The 26,773-nt window shown below is 69.8% G+C and carries 19 protein-coding genes, 1 tRNA gene and 4 pseudogenes; 6 read left to right on the top strand and 18 right to left on the bottom strand.

Annotated features, from left to right (window positions below):
* Positions 1–436 precede the first annotated feature (436 nt).
* Positions 437–2,041 carry a dynamin family protein gene (locus tag OG956_RS23055; RefSeq protein WP_330339886.1) on the bottom strand — a complete coding sequence of 535 codons (1,605 nt, stop codon included), beginning with the start codon at positions 2,039–2,041 and terminating at the stop codon, positions 437–439.
* A gap of 273 nt (positions 2,042–2,314) precedes the next feature.
* Here OG956_RS23055 and OG956_RS23050 point away from each other — a divergent pair.
* Both OG956_RS23050 and OG956_RS23045 read left to right on the top strand, forming a co-directional pair.
* Positions 2,315–2,387: transfer RNA gene (locus tag OG956_RS23050), tRNA-Arg, on the top strand.
* A 777-nt stretch (positions 2,388–3,164) separates the two neighbouring features.
* Positions 3,165–3,631 (top strand): annotated as a pseudogene (locus tag OG956_RS23045) (hypothetical protein).
* On the opposite strand, the gene OG956_RS23040 reads toward OG956_RS23045, so the two are convergent.
* The 7 genes and pseudogenes from OG956_RS23040 to OG956_RS23005 form a co-directional block, all read right to left on the bottom strand.
* Entirely contained in the window at positions 3,612–4,421 is an 810-nt protein-coding gene (locus OG956_RS23040) for an IS5 family transposase (RefSeq protein ID WP_330339885.1), read from the bottom strand. The pseudogene OG956_RS23045 and the gene OG956_RS23040 sit on opposite strands and share 20 nt — an antisense overlap.
* A gap of 349 nt (positions 4,422–4,770) precedes the next feature.
* Positions 4,771–6,213: a hypothetical protein gene (locus OG956_RS23035; RefSeq protein WP_330339884.1), complete on the bottom strand. Its 1,443-nt coding sequence runs from the start codon at positions 6,211–6,213 to the stop codon at positions 4,771–4,773.
* A gap of 966 nt (positions 6,214–7,179) precedes the next feature.
* Positions 7,180–8,418 (bottom strand): annotated as a pseudogene (locus tag OG956_RS23030) (IS256 family transposase).
* A 389-nt stretch (positions 8,419–8,807) separates the two neighbouring features.
* Positions 8,808–9,377: pseudogene (locus OG956_RS23020) on the bottom strand (GntR family transcriptional regulator); the annotation flags it as partial.
* A pseudogene (locus OG956_RS23015) lies at positions 9,374–9,598 on the bottom strand (hypothetical protein). The pseudogenes OG956_RS23020 and OG956_RS23015, both read right to left, overlap by 4 nt.
* Positions 9,599–10,068: 470 nt before the next feature.
* The gene (locus OG956_RS23010; RefSeq protein ID WP_330339883.1) at positions 10,069–11,184 is read right to left on the bottom strand and encodes an ABC transporter substrate-binding protein; all 1,116 of its coding nucleotides are present in this window, start codon (positions 11,182–11,184) and stop codon (positions 10,069–10,071) included.
* 212 nt (positions 11,185–11,396) lie between these two features.
* On the bottom strand, positions 11,397–12,626 hold the full coding sequence (locus OG956_RS23005; protein ID WP_330339882.1) for a hypothetical protein: 1,230 nt from the start codon (positions 12,624–12,626) through the stop codon (positions 11,397–11,399).
* Positions 12,627–12,771: 145 nt separating this feature from the next.
* Between OG956_RS23005 and OG956_RS23000 the strand changes: the two genes are divergently transcribed.
* A complete protein-coding gene (locus OG956_RS23000; protein ID WP_330339881.1) occupies positions 12,772–13,731 on the top strand; it encodes a D-2-hydroxyacid dehydrogenase family protein in 960 nt (319 codons plus the stop codon).
* Between the two features lie 286 nt (positions 13,732–14,017).
* Here OG956_RS23000 and OG956_RS22995 read toward each other — a convergent pair whose 3' ends face one another.
* The 6 genes from OG956_RS22995 to OG956_RS22970 form a co-directional block, all read right to left on the bottom strand.
* Positions 14,018–14,515, bottom strand: a complete 498-nt coding sequence (locus OG956_RS22995; protein ID WP_330339880.1) for a DUF5949 family protein — start codon at positions 14,513–14,515, stop codon at positions 14,018–14,020.
* Positions 14,516–14,640: 125 nt separating this feature from the next.
* A complete protein-coding gene (locus OG956_RS22990; RefSeq protein ID WP_330339879.1) occupies positions 14,641–14,922 on the bottom strand; it encodes a hypothetical protein in 282 nt (93 codons plus the stop codon).
* A gap of 408 nt (positions 14,923–15,330) precedes the next feature.
* Positions 15,331–15,570 carry a chaplin gene (locus OG956_RS22985; protein ID WP_330339878.1) on the bottom strand — a complete coding sequence of 80 codons (240 nt, stop codon included), beginning with the start codon at positions 15,568–15,570 and terminating at the stop codon, positions 15,331–15,333.
* 292 nt (positions 15,571–15,862) lie between these two features.
* Complete coding sequence (locus tag OG956_RS22980) at positions 15,863–16,555, bottom strand: chaplin (protein ID WP_330342921.1); 693 nt, start codon at positions 16,553–16,555, stop codon at positions 15,863–15,865.
* Positions 16,556–16,699: 144 nt separating this feature from the next.
* Complete coding sequence (locus OG956_RS22975; protein WP_330339877.1) at positions 16,700–16,927, bottom strand: chaplin; 228 nt, start codon at positions 16,925–16,927, stop codon at positions 16,700–16,702.
* A 233-nt stretch (positions 16,928–17,160) separates the two neighbouring features.
* The gene (locus OG956_RS22970) at positions 17,161–17,568 is read right to left on the bottom strand and encodes a rodlin (RefSeq protein WP_330339876.1); all 408 of its coding nucleotides are present in this window, start codon (positions 17,566–17,568) and stop codon (positions 17,161–17,163) included.
* Between the two features lie 240 nt (positions 17,569–17,808).
* Here OG956_RS22970 and OG956_RS22965 point away from each other — a divergent pair, with 240 nt between their 5' ends.
* Positions 17,809–18,219, top strand: coding sequence for a rodlin (locus OG956_RS22965; protein ID WP_330339875.1), 411 nt, complete (start codon positions 17,809–17,811; stop codon positions 18,217–18,219).
* 235 nt (positions 18,220–18,454) lie between these two features.
* Positions 18,455–18,862, top strand: a complete 408-nt coding sequence (locus tag OG956_RS22960) for a rodlin (RefSeq protein ID WP_330339874.1) — start codon at positions 18,455–18,457, stop codon at positions 18,860–18,862.
* A gap of 218 nt (positions 18,863–19,080) precedes the next feature.
* Here OG956_RS22960 and OG956_RS22955 read toward each other — a convergent pair whose 3' ends face one another.
* The 3 genes from OG956_RS22955 to OG956_RS22945 form a co-directional block, all read right to left on the bottom strand.
* Positions 19,081–20,559, bottom strand: coding sequence for a YfbK domain-containing protein (locus tag OG956_RS22955; protein WP_443065690.1), 1,479 nt, complete (start codon positions 20,557–20,559; stop codon positions 19,081–19,083).
* 607 nt (positions 20,560–21,166) lie between these two features.
* The gene (locus tag OG956_RS22950; RefSeq protein WP_330339872.1) at positions 21,167–22,021 is read right to left on the bottom strand and encodes an ABC transporter permease; all 855 of its coding nucleotides are present in this window, start codon (positions 22,019–22,021) and stop codon (positions 21,167–21,169) included.
* Positions 22,018–24,666, bottom strand: coding sequence for an alpha/beta fold hydrolase (locus OG956_RS22945; RefSeq protein WP_330339871.1), 2,649 nt, complete (start codon positions 24,664–24,666; stop codon positions 22,018–22,020). Before OG956_RS22945 ends, OG956_RS22950 begins: the two co-directional genes overlap by 4 nt.
* Before the next feature lie 211 nt (positions 24,667–24,877).
* On the opposite strand from OG956_RS22945, the gene OG956_RS22940 reads away from it, so the two are divergent.
* On the top strand, positions 24,878–25,285 hold the full coding sequence (locus OG956_RS22940; RefSeq protein WP_330339870.1) for a GNAT family N-acetyltransferase: 408 nt from the start codon (positions 24,878–24,880) through the stop codon (positions 25,283–25,285).
* A 4-nt stretch (positions 25,286–25,289) separates the two neighbouring features.
* Here the strand turns inward: OG956_RS22940 and OG956_RS22935 are convergent, their stop codons facing one another.
* Positions 25,290–26,705 (bottom strand): APC family permease, encoded by a 1,416-nt coding sequence (locus OG956_RS22935; protein ID WP_330339869.1) that lies wholly within the window; start codon positions 26,703–26,705, stop codon positions 25,290–25,292.
* Positions 26,706–26,773: the final 68 nt, after the last annotated feature.

The following is a 26,773-nucleotide window of genomic DNA, read 5'->3' as shown; positions in this document are numbered from 1 at the left end:
CGCCGGTGCTGCGGGCGGCGCGACCGGTGGCAAGGGCGCTGTCCGGGGTGGTGCCCGGCGTGTCCGGTGTGTCCGGGCCCTCTCCGGCCCTCATGGGCTCCCCAAGGCTGCCCTCCCCTGCCGTCGAGCCAGCGCCGGAACCAGGCTCACCCACGCTGCTGCGACAGCACCCACAGGCCTCGGCCTCTCCGGCACCCACCGCGGCGGCGGCCATCCGCTCCCCGTACCTTCCGTACTCCCCGTACTCCCGGTACTCCACGAGCCCGGGCTCCGAGCCGCCGCCCTGGTCGACGCGCCCGGCCGCACTGTCGTTGCCGCTGCCGCCGCTGTCCCTCTCCGTGCCGTGGCTGTCCGGCTCCATGTCCCCCATGCGTCCGACGTGCCTCATGTGGTCGGTGTGATCCGTGTGGTCCTGGTCAGTGACGGAGGTCACCGGTCACCTCTCCTTCTGCAGTACGGACAGCGCGGCGATGAGTTCGGCCTGGGGATCGGGCTGGATGTCGAGGGCGTCGAGCGGGGCGAGGCGCCGTTCGCGTTCGTTGTGCATGACGCGGTCCACGTGTTCGTTGAGCAGCCGTCCCGCGCGGTCGCGCAGCCGCACCGCGCCGTGGGCCCCGATCCGCTCGGCGAGCCCCTCGCCCGCGGTGCGGGCGCGCCGCCCGCCGAGCAGCGCCGTGGCCACCAGGGCGGCGACGGCCTCGGCGTCGGGCATCACGGAGCGTTCCAGCACGCGCACCTCGTCCTCGGCGTACTCCTCCAGCTCGCGCCGCCAGCGCCGTACGGCGAGGCCGATGCGGTGTTCGGAGCTCTCCAGGGCGGAGTGGCCCGCGGCGAGGACCGGGTCGGCCCCGGCCGGCTCGCGCCGCCAGGCCTTGTCGACGCGCTCGTCGGCGGCGGTGACGGAGCACAGCAGCAGGGCGACGAGGCTCTCCACGAGGGCGTCGAGGAGTTCGCCGGGGGTGCAGTCCAGCGGGAAGGCCCGCCAGCGCTTGAGGGCGTCCCCGGCGAGCACGGCGCCGGACTGCAGCCGGCCCCGTACGCGCGCGAGCTCGTTGCCGTAGGCGGTCTCCACGGCGGAGGTGAGGCGCAGGGCGGCCGCGTACTGGGCCGCGGCGGCACCGGCCAGCTCGGGCATGCGGACCTTGAGCGAGTCGAGGAGACCATGGACCGTACGGGCCATGACGTGCTCTCTCGCGGCCGGTTCCTGGGCGTGGTGGGTGAGCCACTCCTTCAGCGGGGCCACGGCGGTGGCCGGCAGCAGCCCCGCGCCCCAGGCGGACTCGGGCAGCTCGGGCACGGTGAAGCGGGGTACGTCGCCGAGCCCGGCCTTGGCGAGCAGGGCGCCGTACTGCCGGGAGACCTCGGAGAGGACCTGGTGGGGCACCCGGTCCAGGACGGTGACGAGGGTGGCGTCGTACTCCTTGGCGGTGCGCAGCAGATACCAGGGAACGGCGTCGGCGTAGCGGGCGGCCGTGGTGACCATGATCCAGATGTCGGCGGCGCAGATCAGTTCGGCGGCGAGGACACGGTTGTCGGCGACCAGGGAGTCGATGTCGGGGGCGTCGAGGAGGGCGAGGCCGCGCGGGAGGGTGTCGGCGGTCTCGATGCGCAGCACGCGCGCGGGGGGCGCGCCGGTGGGCATGAGGTCGTCGAGGTCCTCGTCGGGCGCCCGCACGCGCGTGAGGTCGGGCAGCACGCGCATGCCGCTGAACCAGTGCTGATCCTCCGGATGGCAGACGAGGACAGGGGTACGGGTCGTTGGCCGGAGGACGCCCGCTTCGCTCACCCGCCGCCCGACGAGGGAGTTCACGAGCGTCGACTTGCCGGCTCCGGTCGACCCGCCGACGACGGCCAGGAGCGGCGCCTCCGGCTCCCTCAGGCGGGGTACCAGGTAGTCGTCGAGCTGCGCGAGAAGTTCGTCGCGGTTGGCACGCGCGCGTGGCGCCCCGGGCAGGGGCAGCGGAAAGCGTGCGGCGGCGACACGGTCGCGCAGTGCGGAGAGTGTGTCGAGCAGCTGAGGCCGTGCGTCCAAGGTCACCACATGCGAAGAATGCCCAATTTCGGGGGAATTCTGAAGCATATAGACATGTCTGCGCGCCGAGAGGACGGAAAGGGCGCAAGGGACAACTGGGGCACGGGTGCAGCTCAGGCATAACGAGTGCACAACACCCGGTGCGTCGGAGGCCAAAAGCGATGCACGATTCGTACCTGCCTGCGATTATCAGGACCGCTTCACCGAACCTCCACATCGAGCCACGGAGGCGAAGCGACAGGGTCGAGGAACAGGGAGCTTTATCCTTGGTCCGGCCACCAGGCCCCCGTAGCTCAGTGGATAGAGCAGGCGCCTTCTAAGCGCTTGGCCGCAGGTTCGAGTCCTGCCGGGGGCGCAAGTCTCCGCCCTCCCGCTCGGGAGGGCTTTTTGCTGGTCAGGGTGGGTATACGGGCACGCAGAAGAGCGCCGGACCCGCCCCCGGTGATCGCGGAGAGGGCCCGGCGCTGTCCGGCTGTCACCGGGTTCCTGCGGGTGGCTGCGGTGAATACGCGGAGAAGTTCTCCGGCGGCCGTCAGCCGGTCTCGGGCAGGTCGGGGAGATCACCTCGCGCCAGAATCCGCTGTTTGAGGTCCCCTAGCTGCCCGAAGATGCACCGGTGTAGACGGTCAGCAGGAAGCGTTTTGGCCGTTGCGGTCAGCTGGCGGTCGGTACGGCGCCCTCCCCAAGGAGGCAGTCCTGGTTGCCATGCTCTCGCGGTGGCGGATGAACCGCACCGCGTGCCGCCAGGCTCGGGGGGGCAGGTCATGGTAGCCGTCTAACTTGGGCTGGCAGACCAAACCGCCGAGCAGCAGTCCGGTAGGGGCAGTTTGGTCGAGGGCTTGGGCCAGCATCGTCTCCACCGGCGGTCTACGACTGGGACAGCGGCCCCGTATGGCGCGGTGGCGCCAGCCTGCCGCCGCCGCGCCGCGCCTCCTTGCCTCGTCACTGGGGCCGCGCCGTCGCCCGTCCGCGCCCGCAGACCCACCGTCGTTGCTGAGGCCGGTCGGCTCCACGGCTTTAGAGGTTCCGAACCTCATGTGCGGATTGCGCTGGTCAGACATGAGATTGCGGCTGTCACGGACGCCTCGACTCGTTGCTGATCGAGTTGCCGTGGGGGTGTTGGATGCCGTCGATGTCGGCGGTTCTGGAAGCGCGGCGGAAGGCCGCGGTGGTGCGGGTGGAGGAGCTCGAAGCTGAGCTCGAGCGGGTGTGGGCGGACTTGGCAGACGCCGAGGAGGTCCTCAGGCGCCGGGTGATCGGGCTCGAGCAGTATCTGGAAGCATTGGCCAGGAGGAAGCACCGGCCATGGCGGGCGGCGGTCCGTCGCGGCGAAAGCCCGTAGGCCCACGCCGTGCGGTGCCGCATCGGGAGAACGCGCCAGGGGTCGAAGACCTGTCGCTCGACTACCAGGCGGTGATGGCCGCCGCGGCGGAGGCCGGAGACGAGGGGCTGGGCGCCCGGCGGGCGACCGTGGTGCTCGGCTGGGACAGTGCCTCCGCCTCGCGGGTCGAGGGTGCGAGAGCACGTCTGAAGAAGCTGGTGGAACGGGGCTGGCTGGTGGAGACGAAGCCGGGAAGGTTCACCCTGCCGGCAGGGTAGGCCGATGATGTCGTGCGGCCAGGCGGCGGTTCATGAGTGCGATCATCGACCACCGGATGACGACTTCGCTGGTCTCGGTGCAGCGTTCGTAGTCTCGGACCAGGCGCCGACTGCGCAGTAGCCAGGCGAAGGACCGCTGGACGACCCAGCGGCGGGGCAGTGCCTGGAAGCCTCGGACGTCCTCGCTGCGGCGGACGATGTCGAGGACGAGCCCGAGATGCTGGCTCGTCCAGTCGGTGAGGTGACCGGTGTCGCCGCCGTCGGCCCAGACCCGCGTCAGCCTCCGGAAGCGGCCGGTTGCCGGCGGCAGGAGGATCCTGGCGCCGTCCCGGTCGGTCACGGATGCCGGTGTGACGTGCACGGCCAGGAGAAGCCCGAGCGTGTCGGTCAGCAGGTGCCGCTTGCGTCCGTTGATCTTCTTGCCTGCGTCGAACCCTCGTGAGGCGTGGGCGACGGTCGCGTCCGCCTTCACCGACTGCAAGTCCACCACAGCCCCACTTGGCTCCGGGTCACGGCCTTCCGCCTGGCGGACCGCCTTGTGCAGCCGGTCGTGCAATTCGGCCGTCAGCCCGGTGTCCCGCCAGCGGGCGAGGAAGGCGTAGACCCGCGGCCAGGGCGGGAAGTCGGCGGGCATCGCCCGCCACTTGATGCCGTTGTCGACGAGGTAGTGCACCGCGTCGATCATCTGCCGGCGGCAGTAGCCCTCTGGCCGGTCGCAGGCGTTCCCGAACCTGTGGGCGAGGCAGTCACACGCAGGAGTGGACGAACTGGACCGGGCAACCGCGACCACGCGACACTTCGACAACGGGGCCTCTTGATTCTCGCTGGACTCGACAACCGCGAGCTACCAAGAGGCCCCTCTCCCATGCCCCGGCATCGGCCCACTCACCCGATCCAGGACGCTGTTCGAACCCAGAGACCACGCAAGCGGATAGAGAACAGGCAGTTACGGAGCCACTTTGGCGCGAGCCTCGCAGATCATGGCCCCAACGTCGTGCTTTACCCGGCAGGTCCACAGACTGCCCGACGGGCCGGAAGCTTACGGGGCCGTGATCACTCGCGCCAAAGCAGCTCCAGCCTAAAATCGCTCCGCCGACCTTAGGATTACCTCTCGTTATGGGGATTACCCCAATTGCGCCCTAGCGGCTCACGACGCCTACATTGACCGGATGCTGCCGCCCGGAGGATGGAAGGAGAACATTACTACCAGGAATTCCCTCTACCCTCCCCTCCGACAGCAAATATTCAATAATGTCATATACGTACTGTTTTCCACTGTCGTCCCGAGAGGCCAGAAGGCAGCCAGCTAGATTCCCCACGTCCGCCAAGGTGATGTCGGGCAAGCTGGAAATGAGTACGACGATTAGCTCGCCATCCAACACGACGGAGAGATTCTCGGGAAGGCTTGGCGACAACCGCCCACCCAGAGCCGCCCAGATCGACAGATCCGGCGGAAGATCATTCCCCTCTGCATCGACAACAAAGCCAGCACGAAACAACACATTGATCGCGAAGCGCTCAAGACCCTCCCAGTCATACTTAGACTTCGGAAGATCGCCTTTCTTGCTCTTGGGTCGCCGGAATACATCGTCGGCCTGGTCCCGAACCTTGGCAACTGCCGAAACCGCTACATCTCGCAATCTCAAACTTTCCTGCGACTCGCTCCTAATGTTCAGGATGTTCTGGTATAGGGAGAGACGCACCTCGGGATACGGGCCAAAATCATGCGCACGCAAGACTTCTGAGAAAGCCTGAGACCGGCCTTGCCTAGCGGTACTTTGAACAAGCGGTGCAGACCGCTGTGCATGCCGGCGAGCTACGTCACCGGGACTCGCTACATGATTGGCCTGCTGCGGCACAGAATTCGACTTCTGTGAAGCCGGCCCGGCAGAATCAGGGAAGTAGTTTTCTGTGCCCGCAATCTGATTGGCCCCCGGCAGCCTTCCCTGCAGGTAGACTTTCACTTCTGGATCGCGTCCCACCTGGCGAATCATCCCGCGTTCCTCCGCCTGGCCCAAGAGGATTTTCATGAGCTTCGGAGTCTGGGAAGCCGTACTGTAGTTTTTGCCGAAACGTAGATCTCGAATTTCGAGAGCGGGGCGGATTGCCGCTTTATGAATAGGCTTTGCGGGGTTTCCGGAAGTCAGATACTCAAGGGTACCCTGAAGGAAAGAGAGGGCCTCTTCAAGCGGCATAATCTCGTTAGGCCACTCCTCGAATTGAGCACTCGTTACTTTAGGCGGCAAATAGTCACGCAAACCGTGCGTCTCTACGTCTCGGAGGATATCGGTCAACCGACCCTGTTTCCGAAAGACCTCTTGATGAAAAGAGAACACTCTCAGATCAGTGGTCTGCGACCTCTGCACTACAGAGATGAGGGCATCGATCACCTCCTCAACTACATAATTGTTACGTACTGATGTGACGTCAGAGTCGTCAAGCTGCTCTACAAATTCCAGCTGATCTTCCCTTGCGATGAAGTGGCGGAACTGAGGAGTCGGATTACGATTCCACAGCTCTTGAACGATCCCCGACTCGACTTGCTCACGCGCCCGCGTCAAGTCAATAATATGCACGCTCATTAACTCAACCTCCATTGCTTACGAACGGGCCTGGGGCCCTGCACGCAGGGCCCCAGGTGATTATGGCTCGGTCCGATCCTTGGCGTTGATCATGAGACCACACGCAAGAATGGTCAAATCTCCCGTGAACTGCATTCCCGCATCCGGGGAGAAGGAGAATTGAAGTACGAGCATGTAGATCACCAGAATAACGGCGATCGCTTTATTGGAACTGAACATTCCGCATTCCTTAGTTAGAAATTCCTTTACTTCAGGTAGCGGGATGACCAGTTGCTGTTAGCGGGATGCAAGAGCTAAATGGTTGTGGAGCCGGATGAAGGATGGCTGATGCTTGAGCTCGGATGATTGGTCGCAGGTTGCTCCCCTGAAGCCGTAGACCTCCGGGGATCAGACAGTGTAAGGCCTGGTCACGTGCTCAACAACTAGGCTAGTAAGGGTTGGTGACATCACATCACGTAACGGCCAGACGGGCTGACGGATCGTCACTGATTAGGCTTGCAAACAGGACGCTCGCCCCGAAAAACGATCACGATTGATCAAACGTGCCTGCGGCTTGTGGGCGGTCTCAGTTGATCCCGGTAAGTGATGTATGTCCCGGACGCCTAACGATCATGGTGTGCGGCAGCGGTAGTTACGTCGGCTGACGCGCCCGCCCATGGCTGACTGCCGTCAGTTGAGGTTCAGACGCTTGTGCGTTCTCCTACGGCGCCTTCTCGACCAGAGCGAATGCACGGGGTGCTCGGAGCCAGCAAGTGACGCAACAGTGAGAGAAGTCGGGGTGTTGTCCGGCGCTTCTCTCCCTGTGAGCGCTGACGGGCATGCTGCTGCCGGCAGCTGGCGTTGCCGACCGTCCCCCTCAGAAGCGGTGAGGGTCGCTCGCCGCCAGGAGGTGACCGCGGCTCATCGCTACGCGGAGTACGTCTCGCAGGGATCCAGCCAGCGGTCATGTCCCGCGGAGTGGTGTAGTCATGGCAGCTGTTTCGGTTCCGGTTGTGGGGCGATCTGTGGTTTGGGTTCGGTTGGCTTGGTGGTGAAGAGTTCGGCCATGAAGGCTTCGGAGAGGTAGCGGCGGTCGAAGACCGGCCACTCGTCGTGGAGTTCGACCAGGACCGCGGCGGCGAGCCGGTCCAGGGCGACGGGGTTGGAAAGACCTGGACGACGTCGGCCTGCCGTTTGATCTCCCGGTTCAGCCGCTCCAGCCTTGGTCGATCAGATCTTTTTCCAGTGCGCCGACGGGAAGTCCGCGAACGCGGTGATGTCCGTCGCGGCATCCAGCAGCATCGTCTTGACCTGCGGGAACTGCCATCAGAACATGTCGGCAACCACGTTCAGCTGGGTGCGCATCTGCTCGCCGGTGGTCTGCGCGAAGATGGTGCGGATGGTCGCGGCGACCATCTCCCCGGAGCGCCTCTCGATCACCGAGAACACGTCCCGGACGAAGTGAACCCGGAACCTTGCCAGGACGCGCCGAGGAAAACGGTGTGGATCGCGGCCACCAGACCGCTGTGGCTGTCGGAGATGACCAGCTGGACATTCTCCAGACCGCGGGCCCGCAGCGAACGCAGGAACTTCGTCCAGAACGGCTTCGACTCACTGTCGCCGACCATCAGCTGAGGATCTCGCGGTGCCCGGTGGCGCAGATCCCCGTGGCGATGACCACGGCCTGCGACGCGATCCAGTGATTCACCCTGGCCTTGCGGTAGGTGGCGTCCAGGAAGACGTAGGGGAAGACGGTGTGGTCCAGCGGCCGCTCCTTGAACGCGGTCAGTTCCGCACCCAGCTCACCGCAGATGCGGGAGGCCTCGGACTTGGAGATCCCGCTGTCCGCACCGAGTGCTTTGACCAGGTTGTCGACCGAGCGGGTCGAGACACCGTGCACATATGCCTCCATCACCACGGCGAACAACGCCCAGTCGATCCGCCGTCGGCGTTCCAGCAGCGACGGGAAGAACGGCTCGCTGCGCACCTTCAGATCTTCAGGTCCAGGTCACCGGCCTGCGTGGTCAGCAGCCTGTCCCGGTGTCCGTTGCGCCGGGTCGTGCGCGTCTGGGAGTGCTCACGCGGCGCGGCACCGATCATCTCCGTGGCCTCGTCCTCGATCAGCTCCTGCGGAATGCGCTCGCACACCACCCTGATTGCTTCAACTCCATCGGCCCGACGTAGTGGCTCAAGCAGCCGCATCAGCTCAGACTGGGACAAGGCCATCGCGTGCTCCTCTCGTCGAATTGCCCGTTTGCCAGGGAGACTTGGGCGATGGCCTGCCCTTGTTCAGGGAGCACGCAACGCCAGCGGATGCACGCCCCGAGCAGACACCCGCGCGTTCCGGGACCCTGCCCGGCTACACCACTCCATGGGACGCGATCCAGCCAGCTTGTCCGCCAGAAGACGCACGTCCTCGGGAGCCGAGTCTTCGTCGCCGAGGGTTTCCAAGGCCTGTTCCAACAGGTCCGCCGCCACCCCGAGTTGCACCGCCTCGATGTTGTCCGCTAGGCGGGACATTGGCCGTTTCTGTCATCGGTGCTGAGGTAGCAGGGTTTACCCTCCCGACCCGGCCACGGGAGGACCGCAGTTCATTCCGTGCCGTCATCCTTGCGCTCCGGTGTTGGTGGGCGGGCGCACACCGTTTCCCGGACGGTTGCCTGCGGCGGGCCAAGAATGGCGAGTCGTAGGGCGATCCCCTGCCAGGAGGGTTCGTCGTCCAGCACTTCGGCCGCTACCCGGTCGCGCGAGATGTAGATGCGGGCCAGGCCGCGCGGTGACTCTTCTTCGTGGCTGACACAGGAGAACTCAGCGACTGGACTGCCCGTCGGCACCTTGCGCAACGTCGTCAGGTGGCTGTCTGCCGGAACCGTGGTGGTGGGCACGGTGACACACAGAGCCGCTTCAGCAGCGGTCCACGGGTCCAGCGTCCCCCATCCGCCGACGTAGACGATCTTGCGAAGTGGGCGACGGACAATGTTGCCCTTGCCGTGCATCTTCTCGACGAGGTCCTCGCCCTGGAGGACAGCGAGGGCACTCCGCAGTGTCGCGGTGCTGACCTTATAGCGGTCGGCGAGGCTGGCCTCGGACGGTAGGCATTCGCAGGGTTTGATGCGGCCGGTCGTGATCTGGTGCCGGAGATCGTCGGCGATGTCGTGGGGGCGTGATGGCACGGACCGGGTCACCGCCTTCTCAGCACGCGAACGGCGGTGATCCGGGTTCGCGTGTGTATGGTCAGCAGCTCACCCGACTCGAAGAGGAGTTGCTTGGCGCCTTGGGGGAGTTGGAAGAGGTCTGTCACCTGGCAGGCCCGGCCGCCCAATTAGATGACGTTCCCACGCTGCACGGTGGCCGCGGTGACCTCAGTGGTGGATACCAGCGCACCGCCCGGGGCCCGGCCGCTCACCGCTCCACCTCCACGAGCGTGGACCGGTCAGACACCGAGTGGCAGAGGCAGGCGCACGTCTCGTAGACAACGGGTAGGTCAATCGGTGCAGAGACTGCCGAGGACTCCGCACAAGCAAGGTGCGTGCCGATGCGACAGGCAGTCGACCGGTACGGGACGGCCGAGACGTCGGTGACGTGAAGCTGTCGGCGAGGAGGCATCAGCAGACCCCCGCCAGGGCCGCCCAGGGTTCGAGTCCTGCCGGGGGCGCAAGTCTCCGCCCTCCCGCTTGGGAGGGCTTTTTGCTGGTCAGGGCAGTGACGCCGGGTACGGCACAGCCCCGGACGCCTCCTCGTGATCAAGGGCACGACCCGGGCCATCCGGCGGTCACCGGAGTTTCTCCGGACTGCTGCCCTGTCGACCGTGGTCGAGTTGCCGGCGTGCTCGGGTGGAGGAAGATCAGCCAGTGCCGGCGGGGGGCGTGGGCGGGCTCAGACGGTGTGGCGGGTCCGGAAGCGGTCGAGGTCCGCCGGGTCTCGATCGACGACCTGGACCGGCGGCCACGCCCATTGCTGCACGCTGATGCCCGGCAGGCGCGAGAACCGGATCCGGCCGCGGGTGCCCTCGACCTCTGCACGCGGCCAGGATTCGGCGATGCGCGCCCGGTCCGTGCCGTGCGAGCGCAGGACGTCGGCGAGGACGGCGATCGTGTCGTAGCCCTCGAGGGCGACGAAGGAGGGCGCTTCGGCCAGCCGCTCGCGGAGGGCCGTGTTCACGCGTGCGCCGAGTGGGCCGAGGCGCTCGGGCAGGTAGCGCAGGAACGGGATCGCGGCGCCGTCGTCGCCCAGCAGCCGCGCCCATTCGGCGAACTCCGGCTGCCCTGCCGGAGCGCCGATCAGGATCTCGGCGAGGCGCTCGTCGCGGCGGACGGACCTGACGATCGGCACCGCCGGCTCCGGGTGGCCGACCAGGAGGAGGAGTGCCGTCGCGCGATGGGCGACGAGTGCGTCGCACACGGCCGCCGGCGTGAGGGCCCGCGTGTCGAGTTCGACGACCGTGCCGCCGCGTGGAGCCAGGTGGTCACGCAGGATGCGGATCCCGGACGCCCAGTAGACGCTCGGCTGGGTTGCCACGGCGACTCGGGTGTGTCCCGCGCCGAGGAGGAAGTCGGCGTAGATCCGCCAGCCGTGGGACTGCGCCGCGGGCAGCCGCGCGACCCACTGCGTCGGCTCCTCGGTGAGCGTGTCGAGCACCGCCGACGAGCAGAGGAACGGCACTCCGAGGGCGTCGGCCCTGGTGGCGGCGGCGCGGGCGACGACGCTGTGGTACTCCCCCGCCAGGGCGGTCACGCCCAGGTCAGCCAGTTCGTCGACGGCCGCCGCGGCCCGCTGAGGATCGGCCGCGGTGTCCCGGACCATCAGCTCGAGCGGTCTTCCGGCGATGCCGCCCCCGTCGTTGACGTCCCGCACGCCCGGCTCCAGCCCGGCGAGCAGATGCCGGCCCGCCTCCACCCAGCCGGGCCGGGTCAGCGGAACCAGAGCACCGATCCGGACGGCTGATCCCTCGGCCCGTTCCGGCTCACACGGCGATGGCGGCGGCGTGCTCATGCGTTGGCGTCTCCCGGGCGGGATGCGGGGTGCCCCGGTGCAGCGGGTGTGAAGGCCGGTGGCGCCGAGAGTAGCCGAGCCCGGATTCACCCGGGACGCACCTCAGCGGCCGACGGCCGCCGGCGAGGAAGCATCGAGGCAGTCGCCGCTCGTTGCCGAGACCCGGTCACCCACTGACCGCCACCCGCGCCGGGGAGTCCCACGGTTGTGCCTCACATGCCGCTCACGCCGCCACCCCCGCACCCCCCTCCGCCCTTTCCCTCTCCGCCCTGCTCGCCAGGGTGTTGACCGCGGTGTTGAAGCGTTGCAGGGAGGTGGGGTGGTCGGGGCCGAGGACGTAGTGCTTGAGAGTGTGGCGGGCCGGGGTCATCGGGTCGGGGCGGGGGGCGGACGGCGGTGAGGATGGCGGGGAGGCGGGTGCAGGCACGGTCCAGGAGGTAGGCGCCGCCCGCCGTGGTGTACGCGGCGCGGAACTCGGCGTCGGGCAGGTCGTGGGCGTTGGTCAGGACGTACGGCTTGAGGCTCGCCACGAAGTCGGCGACCACCGAGGAGACGTCGCTGATGAGCAGGTCGGCCTGGTTGAAGCAGTCGTACAGGGAGGGTAGTTGGCGGGTGATGACGTTGTGGCGGTACGGGCCGCGGCTCTCCCAGAAGACGCGGTGCCATTCCGCCCGCAGCTCCTGCCACTCGGCCGCCGCCGCCCGGTCGGGGACCCGTGACGTGCGCAGCTGCTCGGCGTCGTCGCCCCGGTGCCGGCCGGCGAGTTCGTCGAGGCGGGCCTGGATCTCCTTCAGCCGGGGACGGACCGCCGCCTCCGCCGCCTCCGCCTCGGCGGCGCCGTGCCGCGCGTTGTCGGCGCGCAGCAGCTCGCGGATCGCCCGGTCGGCCGCCGCGGCCTCGGCCGAGCGCTTGCCGGTGAGGGGGTGGGGCTTGTAGATGACGCGGACGTTCTCCGCGAGCAGCTTCTCGACCAGCGGCACGCCCATCGGGATCAGCGAGGTGTGGCAGTCGTCGTCGCTCCAGCCCTCCCAGGTGGGAGCGTAGAGCACGACCGGGACCGGGCCGGGCGTGTGGTCGGCGTGCAGGCGGATCGGGGACAGCTGCGGGCGCCCTGCCTCCACGATCGCGCTGTCGCTGATGGCGTGCCGCACCCGCTGGTACCGGTCCCGGCCCGCGCGCCCGGCCACCCATATCTCGTCGTACACCTTGCTGACCCGGTTGCTGCTGGCCAGCTTGTCGCTGTCGCCGTGCCCGATGAAGACGTGCTTGGCCTCGGCGAAGCGCAGCATGTGGACGTTCTTGCCCGCGTTGCCGGGGTAGAGCACGACGCGTACGTCGGACAGTTCCAGCTCGGCCAGGTCGTCCGCCCTTGGCACGCACACCACCGGTATCCAGGTGCGGCTCAGACAGCGGAACGACGCCCGCTCGCGCAGGATGATCACCGGCGCAGGTCCAGCTGCTCCAGGGTCTCGGAGTTCAGGTTCCGTTTACCTGGAGGGGGCGGCTCGGGCGGCGGTGGGAGGCGCCGACGGAGGTGCCCGTGCCCGTGGTTGGAGTCGGCGTCGGGAAGGGGAAGGGAGAGACGACGTGCGACTTCGCTGCGCGGTGCTGGACGACTTCCAGGGCGTGGCCACCACGATGGCCGACTGGTCGGTGCTCGAGGACGAGGTCGAGGTGGTCGCGCTGCGCGAGCACCTCGACGGCGAGGACGCCCTCGCGGCGGCCCTCGCCGACTACGACATCGTCGTCACCCTGCGCGAACGCGTCCCGTTCCCCGGCTCGCTGCTCGCCCGGCTGCCCCGGCTGAGGCTGCTCGTCGCGTCCGGGCGGCGCAACACCGTCATCGACTACGCCGCCGCCGAGCGGCACGGCGTCACCGTGTGCGGCACCGACAGCTCCGGCATCCCGCCGGCCGAGCTGACCTGGGCGCTGCTGCTCGGGCTGGCCCGCGGGATCGTCGAGGAGAGCACCGCGCTGCGCACGGGCGGCCCCTGGCAGTCCACCGTCGGCGCCGATCTGCACGGCGCACGGCTCGGTCTGCTCGGGCTCGGCCGGATCGGCGCCCGCGTGGCCCGGGTGGGGCTCGCCTTCGGCATGCGGGTCAGTGCGTGGAGCCCGCGCCTGACCGAGGAACGTGCCGCGGAGCACGGGGTCGAACCCGCCGCCTCCAAGGAGGAGTTGCTCGCCGAGTCCGACTTCGTCTCCGTCCACGTCCCCGGCGGCGCCGGCACCCGCGGCCTGATCGGCGCCGCCGAACTCGCCCTGATGAAACCGACCGCCTACCTGATCAACACCTCGCGCGCGTCGGTCGTCGACCAGGACGCGCTGCTGGCCGCACTGCACGAGGGCCGGATCGCGGGCGCCGGCGTCGACGTCTTCGACATCGAGCCGCTGCCCGCGGGCCACCCGATGCGCACCGCGCCCCGTCTCCTCGCCACGCCCCACCTCGGCTATGTCTCACGGGCCAACTACACGACGTACTACGGCCAGGCGATCGAGAACATCCGTGCCTACCTGGCGGGCTCGCCGGTGCGCCGACTTGCCTGATTCTCCATCGGAACAGCTGGGCCGTCGGCGTACGCCCTCACCCCAGGCGCGGATGGGCCCGGCCCCGAGGTCTGCTCTGCGGTGGCAACCCGTTCTGTCGCACCCTTCGGGATTCCTGTGACCGGGCTTCGCACCGCCGGCGAACCGACAGCCGCCCTTCATCGGTGATCCGCGGGTACTTGTCGGCGGAACGGCAGACCCGTCCACTCGTCCGGCACTCCCTCATCGAGGCGCAAACACCGGCCGCAGCGCGGATTCCCGGCCGCTACGGATGAGTTGCCGAAGGTCAGCGGCGCAGGCTCCGCGCCGGCAGGACCAGGTGTGCCGCCTGCTCCAGGGTCTCCTCAGCACCCGCGAAGGCGGCCAGTGCCGCCGGGTCGACCACCCTGCCCGGCACAGCTTCGGGCCAGGGACGGGTGGTGAAGACGAGATAGGCGAAGCCACGCGCGCCGACCGCCTCCAGCCATTCCCGCGGCACCGGGCACTGGGCCTTGAGCCGCGCCATGTTCACGACGGCCTGGCCGGCCTCGACCAGCAGACTGATCGGCAGCCCGGGCTTCGCGGCACCGTCTACCAGGTCGCCGCCCACGGGCAGGCCATTGCTCTCCAGCAGCCGGCGGACCGCGAGAGAGGAGGCCTCCGGGCCTCCCTCGGCGTCGCCGAGGGAGTAGGCGAGCAGGTAGGGCATGTGCCCGTCGGGAGCTTCTCCGCTCCAGGCCAGCACGACGATCGTGCCCAGGTCGGCGGGGCGGGAGGCAAGCGTTTCGCTTGTGGTTGAGATCACCGCGCGATCGTAGCGACGCCCCCGGGGACAATCCGGCGGCACATCACTCGACCGGACCAGTGGCCGGCACCGTCCATACGAACGAGGGACACCTCTCGGTGTGTCTCGAACAACCCGTGAGTTGGTCAGCTCTGCAACGGCAGACCGCCCAGCAGGGAGCCGCGCTGGTTCAGCGCACCGGCCGCACCCTTGACAGTGTGCAGCACGGAGTGCTGGTTCTCCGTATCCAGCGCGTCCGACTGGTGATGCAGCGGCATCACGTCGACGGGTCCCTGGGTGAGCGTGTTCACGGCACCGTTCAGGCTGGTGGGCGTCACATCGGCGGCACTGTTGGCGAACGCGGGCGCGGCGGCACCGGCGAGGGCCACGGATCCGGCGAGGACGGCGGCGGTTTTCGCGGACTTCATCGATTCCCCTTCATCGGCACGTCACTGCCTCTCGACCGTTTGAGTCGCTGTGTTCAACGGTTTTCCGTCCACTGCGGTAACCCCGGGCGCTGAAGTTCCGCCCGGCCACTGGGTCCTCGTACGAGATCGGCAACGACCTGGTCGGCATTCCCGGAAGTAATAGCCCGCTCAAGGGTGTTCAGCGCCTTCTGCAGGGCGGCAAGGGCCTCACTGACAGCGTCTTTGGCGTGCGTTCCGGCGATGGCCTGCTGGTCGGCGACAGCCTTCCTGGCGGCGTTGAAGAGCGTTGGATCGCCCCGGCGGAACGCCGGCCCATCCATCGGTTCAGGTCGCCACGCGTATGCCGGGAACACGCAAACCGGCCGCCCTCCCGAGGAGAGCGGCCGGTCGACCGACTGCCTGGTGACGTCAGTGGTTGGTGCAGGTGTTGCCGAAGGCCGGGTTCAGCAGACCGATGACGTCGACGCTGTCCCCGCAGACGTTGACCGGTACGTGAACCGGGACCTGAACCACATTGCCCGACAGGACGCCCGGGGAGTTGGAGGCGGCGCCGCTCGCGCCACTGTCGGCGGCGGCGAGACCGGCGGTGCCGGCGACGGCCGCGGCGGCGACGGAGGTAAGGACAAGGCCCTTCGCGATACGCGACATGGAGAGGTACTCCTTGGCTTGGAAACAACATCCGGGCGGACGCCCGACGCTGTGTCAACGCGCGGCACAGCTGAGGGTTGTGCCGCCGAAGGAGTGATATCGGCGAGGGAGGACGGGCCTCACGAACGCCGGCCGGCGGGCACGGCGAAGACCCCTCGGCCGACGTGTCCGCCAAGGGGTCTTCAAACCACCGCCTGCCCACGGGGGGTCCGCGCGCCGGCCGGCCCTGAGCCTGCGGCCAGGGTCGGTCGGTCGAGGGTGCCGGGCGTCCCCGCGCCCGGCACCCGGCAGGTCACCGACGGTGCGCGGCTCGGGCCCGTCGGTACAGCATCATCCCAGCCGCGATCAGCGTGCAACTGGCGCCCGAAGCCGCCAGCGTGCTCCCACTACCGGTGGACGCCAGAGTGGCTCGGGTGGGGCCAACAGCCTTCATGGTGCCCATCTGGCTGTCCGGGGCCTGCTGCCGCACCACACTGGTGGGTGCGTCGGACCTCTGCTGCTCGGCAGGAACGGACGGCTGCTCGGCAGGAACGGACGGCTGCCCGGCGTGGACGGGGGGCTGCTCCGCAGGGACGGACGGCTGCCCGGCAGGAACGGACGGCTGCCCGGCGTGGACGGGCGGCTGCTCGGCAGGAACGGACGGCCGGGGGGCCGGGACGGACGGCCGGGGGGCCGGGAGGTGAGCAGTGGGGGTGGGCCCGCCACGCTCCGGGGATGTCGGCGTCGCCACGGAACTCGTGTCGGAACCGCTCGGGATCCGCTGTACGGAACCGGCCGGACTGTCACACGAGTTACCGAACGCCGGGTTCAGCAGCGCTACGACGTTGACGGTGTTTCCGCAGACGTTGACCGGCACATCCACCGGTGCCTGCACTGTGTTGCCTGACAGGACACCGGGCGAGCCGCTGGAGGTTCCGCCCGCGGTGGAGTCGGCGAAGGCGGGGCTGCCGTACAGGGACAGAACACTCGTCGTGGCGGCGGCCACGACGACCCCTCTGCTCAGGGTCTGACGCACTCTTGTTTGTCTTCCTGCTTGAAGAAATAGGGAAGCGAGAAAGCCGGCCTTGGATCGGCAAGCGGCGGTCCAGGGCCGGCTGTGGCGCAGCCGAGTGGCTGGTGCGCCACCTCGTCAGTGGTTGGTGCACGCGGTGCCGAACGCGGGGTTCAGCAGAGCGAGAACGTCGACGCTGTTCCCGCACGCGTTGACGGGAACGTGCACGGGAACCTGGATCACGTTTCCGGACAGAACGCCCGGGGAGTTGGCGGCGGATCCGTTGGCGCCGGCATCGGCGAAGGCCGGAGCTGCCAATCCCATGGCCATGATCGCGCCGACGACGCCTGCAGCGCTCTTCTTCATGAATTTCCCTTTCTTTCCGGTCACGCCTCTTTGGCGGCTGTCAACCGAGCGAGCGCATCGGGAACGGCTCGCACCATGACCGGCAGTTGTACGACGAGGAATAGACAGCAAAGGAGACCGCGGAACGCGAGCCGCCGGATGATTCACCCGAATGCCCTCGCCGAGTTGCCGCGCGGGCGCCGCAAAGCATAGGAAAACAGGTTCGCCTGGGCGACGCGCACACGGAGGTCGGTTCAGCTGTTGTTGGTGCCGTTGCCGGACAGGGCCGAGATGTCGTCCAGGATGTGCGAGAGCGGCTCGTCGCCCTTGGCCTGGGTGGAGTTCTCGGTGCACTGCTGGGTCTGCGGGGCGGACAGGACCGGGATGTCCTGGACCGTCACCGGGACGACGCCGACGAGCGAGCCCGCGTCGGCCTTGGCCGGCAGCCCCAGACACGGCTTGTTCAGCGAGCCCTGGACCAAGGAGAACTGGGGGCTCATGGTGCCGAATGTCGCCGAGTTGCCGAACTCCTGCGAAGCGCCGGTGCCACTGACGGAGGTCGTCCCGGTGTCGTTGCCGGTGGCCAGCGCCGGGGAAGCGGCTGCGGCCGCACCGATGAAGGCGGCTGCCACCGCCGTCGTGGCCATTGCCTTATTCAGCATGTATTTTCCTTTCCTGTCGAGCCGCACGTTCCTCCACATCAACGGCGGCTTCACAGGACGGTTTCGGAAGTTCACCCGGTCGGACCATTCTTATTCGATACGGCCGGGAGGGCGGCTTGCGGCACGCTCCAGCCGATATTCCGAGGTAGGCCAACGGAGTGAATCCCAGCAACCAAGCGGGTGCCCGGCAGTTGACCAGAGCGCTCCGGTGGACGGGGCTTCTCCAGAAGGGAACAGCACGTGATCAAAAAGGTTCTGGCCACCGCTGCGGTCGCCGCTTCCGTTGTCGGCGCCTCCGCTGCCGTCGCGCCGCAGGCGCTGGCCATCGGCAACGACACCGGCACCACCTCCAACAGCGGCAACAACGCTTCGCAGTCGTTCGGCAACTCCGCCACGTACGGCACCATGAGCCCGCAGATGGCGCTCATCCAGGGCTCCTTCAACAAGCCCTGCATCGGCCTGCCCGCCAAGGCCAACCTGGGCTCGCTCGTCGGCGTCGTCCCGGTTTCGGTCCAGGACATCCCGGTCCTGTCCGCCCCGCAGACCCAGCAGTGCACCGAGAACTCCACCCAGGCCAAGGGCGACGAGCCGCTCTCGCACGTCCTGGACGACATCTCGGCCCTGTCCGGCAACGGCACCGGTAACCGCTGAGCACTGCAACGGGGCTCTCACAGGGCAGTTGGCCGGACCTCGTCGGCGGGCCTCCGTGGGTGCACAGCCCGCGCGCCGGACGTGCGACCGCCCTTACCTCATTCCACGAGGAGGGACGGCCGCGACGCCGGGAGACGTTGAGCCCAATGTGGCACGTCCCGCTACCGAGGACGGGGCCGTCGCATCGGTGATTCCGCAACTCCTCCCTGGATCCGTATCTCGAAAGGCAATGAAGATGAAGAAGCTGTGGGCAACCGCTGCGGTCGCCGCTTCGGTCGCCGGCATCGCGGCTGCGGCCACTCCCCAGGCGCTCGCCACCGGCAACGACACCGGGACGACCTCTGCCAGTGGCACCGGCGCTTCGCAGGCCTTCGGCAACTCGGCGACATTCGGCACCATGAGCCCCCAGTTCTCCTTGGTCCAGGGCTCGCTGAACAAGCCGTGTCTGGGGCTGCCGGCCAAGGCCGACGCGGGCTCGCTCGTCGGCGTCGTCCCGGTGACGGTCCAGGACATCCCGGTCCTGTCCGCCCCGCAGACCCAGCAGTGCACCGAGAACTCCACCCAGGCCAAGGGCGACGAGCCCCTCTCGCACATCCTGGACGACATCTCGGCCCTGTCCGGCAACGGCACCAACAACAGCTGAGCAGTACTGAGCGGCGGTGGGTCACCGGTCCTCCCGGTGACCCACCGTTTCGCTGTCTATGGCCGCCCACGGTAAAGCTCATCGATCTGCTCGTCACAACGGGTCCTGCGAAGGTCCTTGCCGGAGCGGCAACTTACTCGTAAGTAAGGAAAGGTCAACGGGGTGCGCGCGGCCTTGTGGCGGCGGATGGCGGGGCGGTGGAGCAGCGGGAGGCGGGGTCAGTCCTCCGGCTCGGTACGGCTCGCCTGGCGGATGGCGTCGGCGAGGGCCCGTACGTCCTGGTCCTCCGTGCTCGTCGCCAGCGCGGCGGCCCTGGTCGCGAGGCGGGACAGGCCCGGGGCGCCGGGGAGGGCGGGGCCGGCCCGCAGGCCGTCGGCGCGCAGCGCGTCGGCGAAGTAGGCGGCGACCGCGGTGACCTGGAAGCGGGGGCTCGCCTCCCAGACGGAGCCGGCCAGGGCGCCGGTCTCCAGCGCGCCGGAGGCCTCGTGCGGGGCGCGGGTGCGCGGGTCGAGCCAGCGGACGGTGGCGGTGGCGAGCCGGCCGTGGGCGCCGGGCCGGGTGTGCACGGCGTACAGCGCGGTCACGGTGTGGCCGGGGCCCACCTCGCCGCCGTCGACGTGGTCGTTGCGGAAGTCCTTGTCGGCGACCTTGCGGTCGTCGTAGCCGACGAGCCGGAAGGCGGTGACGGTGTGCGGGTCGAAGGCGACCTGGGCCTTGGCGTCGCGCGCGGTCAGCTCTATGTTCTGCGGGAGCTGCTCGCAGAACACCGTGCGGGCCTGCTCGGCGTCGGAGACGTAGGCCGTGTGGCCGTCGCCCTTGTCGGCGAGGCGCTCCATGAGGGCGTCGCCGTAGTCGCTGCCGACGCCCACGCCGAAGAGGGTGATGCCGTGTTCGCGGCGGGCGCCGTCGATGCGGCGCAGGATGGCGTCCGCGCTGGTGTCGCCTTCGTTGGCGAGGGCGTCGGAGACGAGGACGACCCGGTTGACGGCGCCTTTGCGCAGGCCCTTCACGGCGGTGGCGTATCCCCTCTCGACGCCCGCGCCCAGATCGGTGGAGGACTTCGGTTCCAGGCTGTCGACGGCGTCGTGGACCGCGGCGCGGTGGCCGCCGAGCCGGGTCATCGGCAGCACGGTCTCGGCGTGGTCGCTGAAGGTGACGACGGCCACCGAGTCGTCGTCGCGGAGCCGGTCCGTCATGCTGTCCAGGGACCGCTTGGCGAGGTCGAGGCGGCCGGGTTCGCCCATGGAGCCGGAGACGTCGACGACGAAGGTGAGGGCGGCGGGCGGGCGTTTCGCGGCCGGTTCGGCGGAGCGGGTGGCGAGCCCCACCCGGACCAGGGACCAGCCGGGCCGGCCGGTGCGGGCGCCGTCGACGCTCACCGTGAAGCCGTTGCCGTCCGGCCGCCGGTAGTCCTGGCGGAAGCTGTTGACGAACTCCTCGGGCCGGATGGTCGACGGGTCGGGCCTGCGGCCGTCGGCGAGGGTGCGGCGGGCGTAGGTGTAGGAGGCGGTGTCGACGTCGAGCGCGAAGGTGGACAGCTGCCCGGAGGACCGCTCGGGCCCGGCCCCGGTGACGGTCCGGCCCGGCCCGGACGGCGGCTGCCCCGCGCTGTCGGCCCTGTCCACCGCGCCGTGCTGCCCGTCGCCCGCGGAACAGGACGTCAGCAGCAGCCCGGCGGCCAGCGTGAGGGCAAGCACGGACAACGGGCGAGGCCGGCACCGCGAGACCCACAACGAGCCCCGAGCTGCCCGCGCGCCGCGCTCCGGTGCCGGCCCCGTGCCACCGCCCGGCTGCACGCCAGGCTCCCGTGCCAGCCCGGTGCCACCGCCCGGCCCCGCGCCGCGCTCAGATGCCGCCCCCGTGCCACCGCCCGGCTGCACGCCAGGCTCCCGTGCCAGCCCGGTGCCACCGCCCGGCCGCGCGCCGCGCTCCCGTGCCGACCCCACGCCACCGCTTAGCCCCGCACCGCGCTCCCGTGTCGGCCCCATCCCACCACCCGGCCCCGCGCCGCGCTCAGGCGCCGGCCCGGTCCCGGCCCCCGCCTCCGGCACGGGCCCTGAACCCCCGCGTGCGGTCCGCTGTCCCCTGGTGGGCTCCCCGGATCGGTCGGGTGTCCGCCTCGCCGAGCTGTTCCCTGTCATCTCGCCAACCCCCTGAGCAAGTTGAGAACGAACCGCTGTCGCGCGACTCGTCTCGACTGTGACGGCGCAGAGGTGGGGAACGTGCGGGCCGGGGTGTTGCGGATGGGTCTCGAAGCGGGCACGGCGGCGGGCCGCCGAGACCGGCGGGTGACCCTCCGGTGACCTAGGACACGATGTCCTTGCGGGCGAAACCCCGGAAGGCCAGGGCGAACAGCACCAGGGCGTACGTTATGGAGATCGCGGTGCCCTGGATCATGCCGGACCACTCCGGACGGGGCTGGACGGCGTCGGCCCAGGCGAACTGCCAGTGCGCGGGCAGGAAGTCGCGCCAGTGGCCGAGCGCGGTGACCGCGTCCAGGACGTTGCCGACGATGGTCAGGCCGACCGCGCCGCCCACCGCGCCGAGCGGTGCGTCGGTCTTCGTCGACAGCCAGAACGCCAGCCCGGCGGTGACCAGTTGGGACACGAAGATGTACGCCACGGTCACCGCGAGCCGCTGCACCGCGGTCCCGGTGTCCAGCGCGCCGCCCGTCGGTATCTGCAGCGGACCCCAGCCGTAGGCCGCGGTGCCGACCGCGAGGGCGACGACCGGGAGCAGGATCATCGCGGCGAGGCTCAGCCCGAGCGCCACGACCAGCTTGGACCACAGCAGCCGGACGCGGGGCACGGGCGCGGCGAGCAGATAGCGCAGGGAGGACCAGCCGGCCTCGGAGGCGACGGTGTCCCCGCAGAACAGGGCGACCGGGATCACCAGCAGGAAGCCGGCCGAGACGAACAGGTTCACCGCGGCGAAGTTGGCGCCGGACGCGGTGGCCGTGTCCATCAGGGTGATCTCGCCGTTGCGGCCGGACGGGTCGCCGCCGATCGCGAAGGCGATCACCAGCACGAACGGCAGCAGGGCGAGGACGGCTCCCATGACCAGGGTGCGGCGCCGCTTGAGCTGCCGGACCAGCTCGACCCGCACGGGGAGCGTACGGCCCGCCCGGTAACCGGAGGCGGTCTCGGTGAGCGTGCTCATGCTGAACCTCCGATCAGGGTGAGGAAGGCGTCTTCCAGTCGGCGGTGCGGGCCGACCGAGGCGACCGGCACCTCGAGCCGCACCAGCTCCGCGACCAGCCGCTCGGCCGTGCCGCCGGTCTCCAGCCGGATCAGCAGCCCGTCGTCGGTGCGGACGGCGGAGGCGACGCCGGGCAGCGCGGCCACCTTCTCCACGACCGGCTCCTCCACGGGCGTGGCGGTGCCGACGAGCAGCGTGTCGCCGGAGCCGACGATCTCCCCGACCGGGCCGGCCTGGACGAGCCGGCCGCGGTCCATCACGACCAGGTGGGTGCAGGTCTGCTCGACCTCGGCGAGGAGATGACTGGAGACGATCACCGTGCGTCCGGCGGCGGCGTAGCGGATCATCACCTCGCGCATCTCGCGGATCTGGGGCGGGTCGAGGCCGTTGGTGGGCTCGTCGAGGATGAGCAGGTCGGGCAGGCCGAGCATGGCCTGGGCGATGGCGAGGCGCTGGCGCATGCCCTGCGAGTAGGTGCGCACCGCGCGGGCGAGCGCGTCGCCGAGCCCGGCGATCTGCAGCGCCTCGTCCAGGTGGGCGTCCTCGGGCGGGCGGCCGGTGGACCGCCAGTACAGCTGGAGGTTCTCCCGGCCGGACAGGTGCGGCAGGAAGCCCGCGCCCTCCACGAAGGCGCCGACCCGGGAGAGCACGGGCGCGCCGGGGCGGATCGCGTGGCCGAAGACGCGGATCTCGCCGTCGTCCGGGGTGATCAGGCCCATCAGCATGCGCAGGGTGGTGGTCTTGCCCGCGCCGTTGGGGCCGAGCAGGCCGAGGACCTGGCCCTGCTCGACGCGGAAGGACAGCTCGCGCACCGCGTACCGGTCGGCGGACTTCGCGTACCGCTTGCTCAGGCCGCTGATCACCAGCGGGACGTCGGCCAGCCGGGGGTCGGGCGCGGGGCCGGCCGTGCGGCGGCGGGCGGTGAGCAGCAGGGCGAGGGCGAGGGCCGCGCCGACCGCGGGGAGCCACCAGACCCAGGCGGGCAGGGGGGCCGCGGCCGTGGAGACGGCAGGGGCCGTCGGCACGCTCAGGGCGCCCTTGAGGGAGACGGTGTAGGTGGCCGGAGCGGCCGGTGAGGCGTAGCCGAGGTCGGTGGAGGCGAGGACCAGGCGGAGCCGGTGGCCCTTCTGCACCTGGTGGTCGATCGCTGGGAGGGTGACCGTGACGTCCTTGCCGGCCCGGGCGCCGGTCACCCGGAAGGGGGCGACGAGCTGGGCGGGCAGCACCTGACGGGCGCCGCCGGGGCCGACGTCGTAGACCTTGCCGAACAGGACGGCGTCGTCGCTGGTGGAGGTGATGTGGACGGTGGCGGTCGGGGTGCCGGTGATCTGCAGGTCGCGGGTGAGCGGCGCCGAGTCGAACTTCGCGTACTGCCCGGGGAAGTCGAGGGAGACGCCGAGGCCGAGCGCGGACAGCTGGGTGAGGCCGCCGGAGCCGCCGAGGCCGGGCAGCGCGGAGACGCCGGGCGGGCTGGCGCCGGCCGGGTTGGTGACGTGCTGGGCGCCGCCGGTGAGCGGGATGCCGCGCGGGTGGCTGCGCAGGCCGGGGTAGGCGCCGGCGCTCGCGCCGCGCAGCTGGGCGGTGCCGTCGGTGGAGTTCACCCCGCCGGTGCGGGTGATCCGGAAGGCCGGGCCGGTGGCGGCGCTCCGGTCGCCCTTCAGATACCGGTCGAACCACGCACGCACGCGTGCCTGCACCCGGCCGGTCTCCATGTCGCCGCCGTCATGGCCGCCCGCGATCCAGTCGACGTCCACGGGCGCGCCGTTCGCCCGGATCGCCTTCTCGGCGGCATCGGACTGGGCGAGGGTGAACAGGGAGTCCGTCTGGCCCTGGAGCAGCAGGGTGGGCACCTTGATGCGGGAGCCGACGGCGGACGGCGAGCGTTCCGTGAGGAGCTTGCGGGCGGCCGCGTCCGGGGTGCCGGACTCGGCGACCCTGTCGTACATCCGGCACAGGTCGGGCTGGAAGCGGGCGCAGCCGCCGCCGGTGTTGAAGAAGACGCCGGCCCACAGCTTCTTGAACACGCCGTGGGGGAACAGGGCGTCCGCGAGGTTCCAGTAGGTGATGGCCGGGGCGATGGCGTCGACCCGGTGGTCGTATCCGGCGGTGAGCAGGGAGACCGCGCCGCCGTAGGAGCCGCCGGCCATGCCCACGCGCGGGTCGCCCGGCTTGTCGAGCTGGACCTCGGGGCGCCCGGCCAGCCAGTCGAGGAGCCGGGAGACGTCGGCGACCTCGGCCTTCGGGTCGTTGAGCCCGATCTTTCCGGTCGACCTGCCGAAGCCGCGCGCGGACCAGGTCAGGACCGCGTACCCGTCGCGGGCGAGGTCCTCGGCCTGTGCGCGCATGTCGTCCTTGCTGCCGCCGAAGCCGTGCGCCAGCAGGACGGCGGGGTGCCGGCCGGGGCCGGCGGGGGTGAAGAACGAGGTGTCCAGGCGCACGCCGTCGACCGCCATGACCTGGTCGGTGCGGTGCACCGGCGGCGTGTCGCCGGACGCGGCGGCCGTCCAGGTGCCGGCCCCGGCGAGCACCACGACGGCGGCCGCGGCGGCGAGCAGCCGGCGCGGCCCCTTCAGCAGCCCCCGCCCCGAGCGCAGGCGCTGCCTCATGCGCCCTCCGAGGGGCGTCCCGGCCGGTGCCGGGGGTGCGGCCCTGCGTGCTCCCCCGTCATCGGCGTCCCCCTCCGGGGGCCGGCGAAGATCCATGCCTCAACGGTACGGGCCGCCACCGACAACGGGGGGAGCCGGTGGGCTGAACCCCCGCCCCTTCCCCAGGAGTACGGGGCCTGTCCGGCGTACACCAGCCGTGGTACGAAGAGCCATGGAGATCCGGAAGGCCGGCACGGTCGCCGACGTCGCCGCCGCCGAGCATCTGTTCGATCATCCGGTGCGCCCGGAGTGGGCGGAGCGTTTCCTCACCACCGCCGGGCACCATCTGCTGCTGGCGTATGAGGAGGGCGCCGTGGCCGGCTTCGTCAGCGGCGTGGAGACCTGGCACCCCGACAAGGGCGCCGAGATGTTCCTCTACGAGCTGGCCGTCGGCGAGCCGTACCGGCGCCGGGGCATCGGGCGGGCGCTCGTGCTGCGCCTGGCCGCGCTGGCCCGGGAGCGGGGCTGCTACGGCATGTGGGCCGGCGTCGACGCCGGGAACGACGTCGCCCTCGCCGCGTATCGCAGTGCGGGCGGCAAGGGCGACGGGACGTGCACCGTGGTGACGTGGGACTTCTGAGGCGCTACGCCTGGACCTGCTCGGTCTGGACGTCCTCCGGCAGGGAGACCAGCCAGCGAGTGTCGCGGCGCGGGCGGAGGTAGAAGGCCCAGTAGAGGGTGGCGGCGGCGGTGATGCCGCCGGTCCAGATCAGGTACGAGACGTCCTGCTCGACCAGGACGTAGACCAGTACGGCGATCAGCAGGACCGGCACCGCGGGCCACAGGGGCATGCGCCAGGCCGTGCGGCCGCGGTGTGCGCCGCGCCGGGAGAGCAGCGAGGCGATGGCGACGAGCAGGTACAGGCCGGTGACCGCGACGCCGGTGACGCCGTAGAGGGTGTCGAGGTTGACGAAGCAGAGGAAGGCGCCGGGGACGCCGACGACGAGGGTGGCGACCCAGGGGGAGCCGAACCGGCCGAGCTTGGCGAGGGCGTCGTTGACCGGCTGCGGCCACGCCTTGTCGCGGGCGGAGGCGAACAGGACGCGGGAGTTCTGGATGACCATGACGATGCCCGCGTTGATGATCGCCAGCGCGACGCACAGGCTGACGAAGGTGCCGACGGCCGAGTTGCTCCAGGCGATGACCATGCTGGAGATGTCGCCGCTGGTCAGGGTCTTCAGGTCGCCGGCGCCCAGGGTGATCGCCACGACCGGGACCAGGATGACGATGCTGGAGATGGCGAGGGCGGCGAGGACGGTGCGGGCGACGCTGCGGCGCGGGTTCTCCAGCTCCTCGGAGAGGTAGATGGCGGTGGAGAAGCCCTGGGTGGCGAACAGGGCGATGGCGAGCCCGGACAGAACCATCATCGCCGTCACCGGGTTGACGTGCGCGTGCTCGCCGGCCACCTGCAGCGAGCCGACGAGGCTGCCCGCGCCGCGGTGGGTGTGGGTGAAGCCGAGCAGGGCGACCACGCCGGCGGCGAGGACCTCCAGGACCAGGAAGATGCCGGTGATCCAGGCGTTGGCGCGCAGGTCGAGCAGGCCGGCGAGGGTGGCCGCGATCATCACGCCGGCGCCCGTCATGGACGGGTCGAGGTGGACGATCGGGGCGAGGTAGTCGGCGGTGCCCATCGCGATGACCGGAGGGACGATCATCACCACGAGCAGCGACATCACGAAGGCGAGCCAGCCGGCGAGCCGTCCGGCGAGGGTGGAGACGATGGCGTACTCGCCGCCCGCGCTGGGGATGAGGGTGCCCAGCTCGGAGTAGCAGAAGGCCACGGGGATGCACAGGAGTGCGCCGATGGCGATGCAGAGCGCCGTCGCCGTGCCCAGGCTGGAGAACAGGTCGGGCACGATCACGAAGAGCGTGGAGGCGGGCGTGACGCACGAGAGGGTGAGCAGGGTGCCGCCGACGACGCCGATGGACCGCTTGAGTTTCTGAGGGCTGTCAGAAGCGGCTGTCACGGCTGTGTCGACAGAGCGGAGCGTGTCGGTCATGCGGCGGTTCCGATCGACTCGTGCGAGTGAGGGTGGGGTCGGGAGCGCTATCGCCTCCGGCGGCTGGT

Source organism: Streptomyces sp. NBC_00557 (assembly GCF_036345995.1).
In the GTDB taxonomy this organism is placed as follows: Bacteria; Actinomycetota; Actinomycetes; order Streptomycetales; family Streptomycetaceae; genus Streptomyces.
The sequence above is the reverse complement of the archived record's forward strand: the minus strand, read 5'-3'. Positions and strand labels throughout refer to the sequence as shown.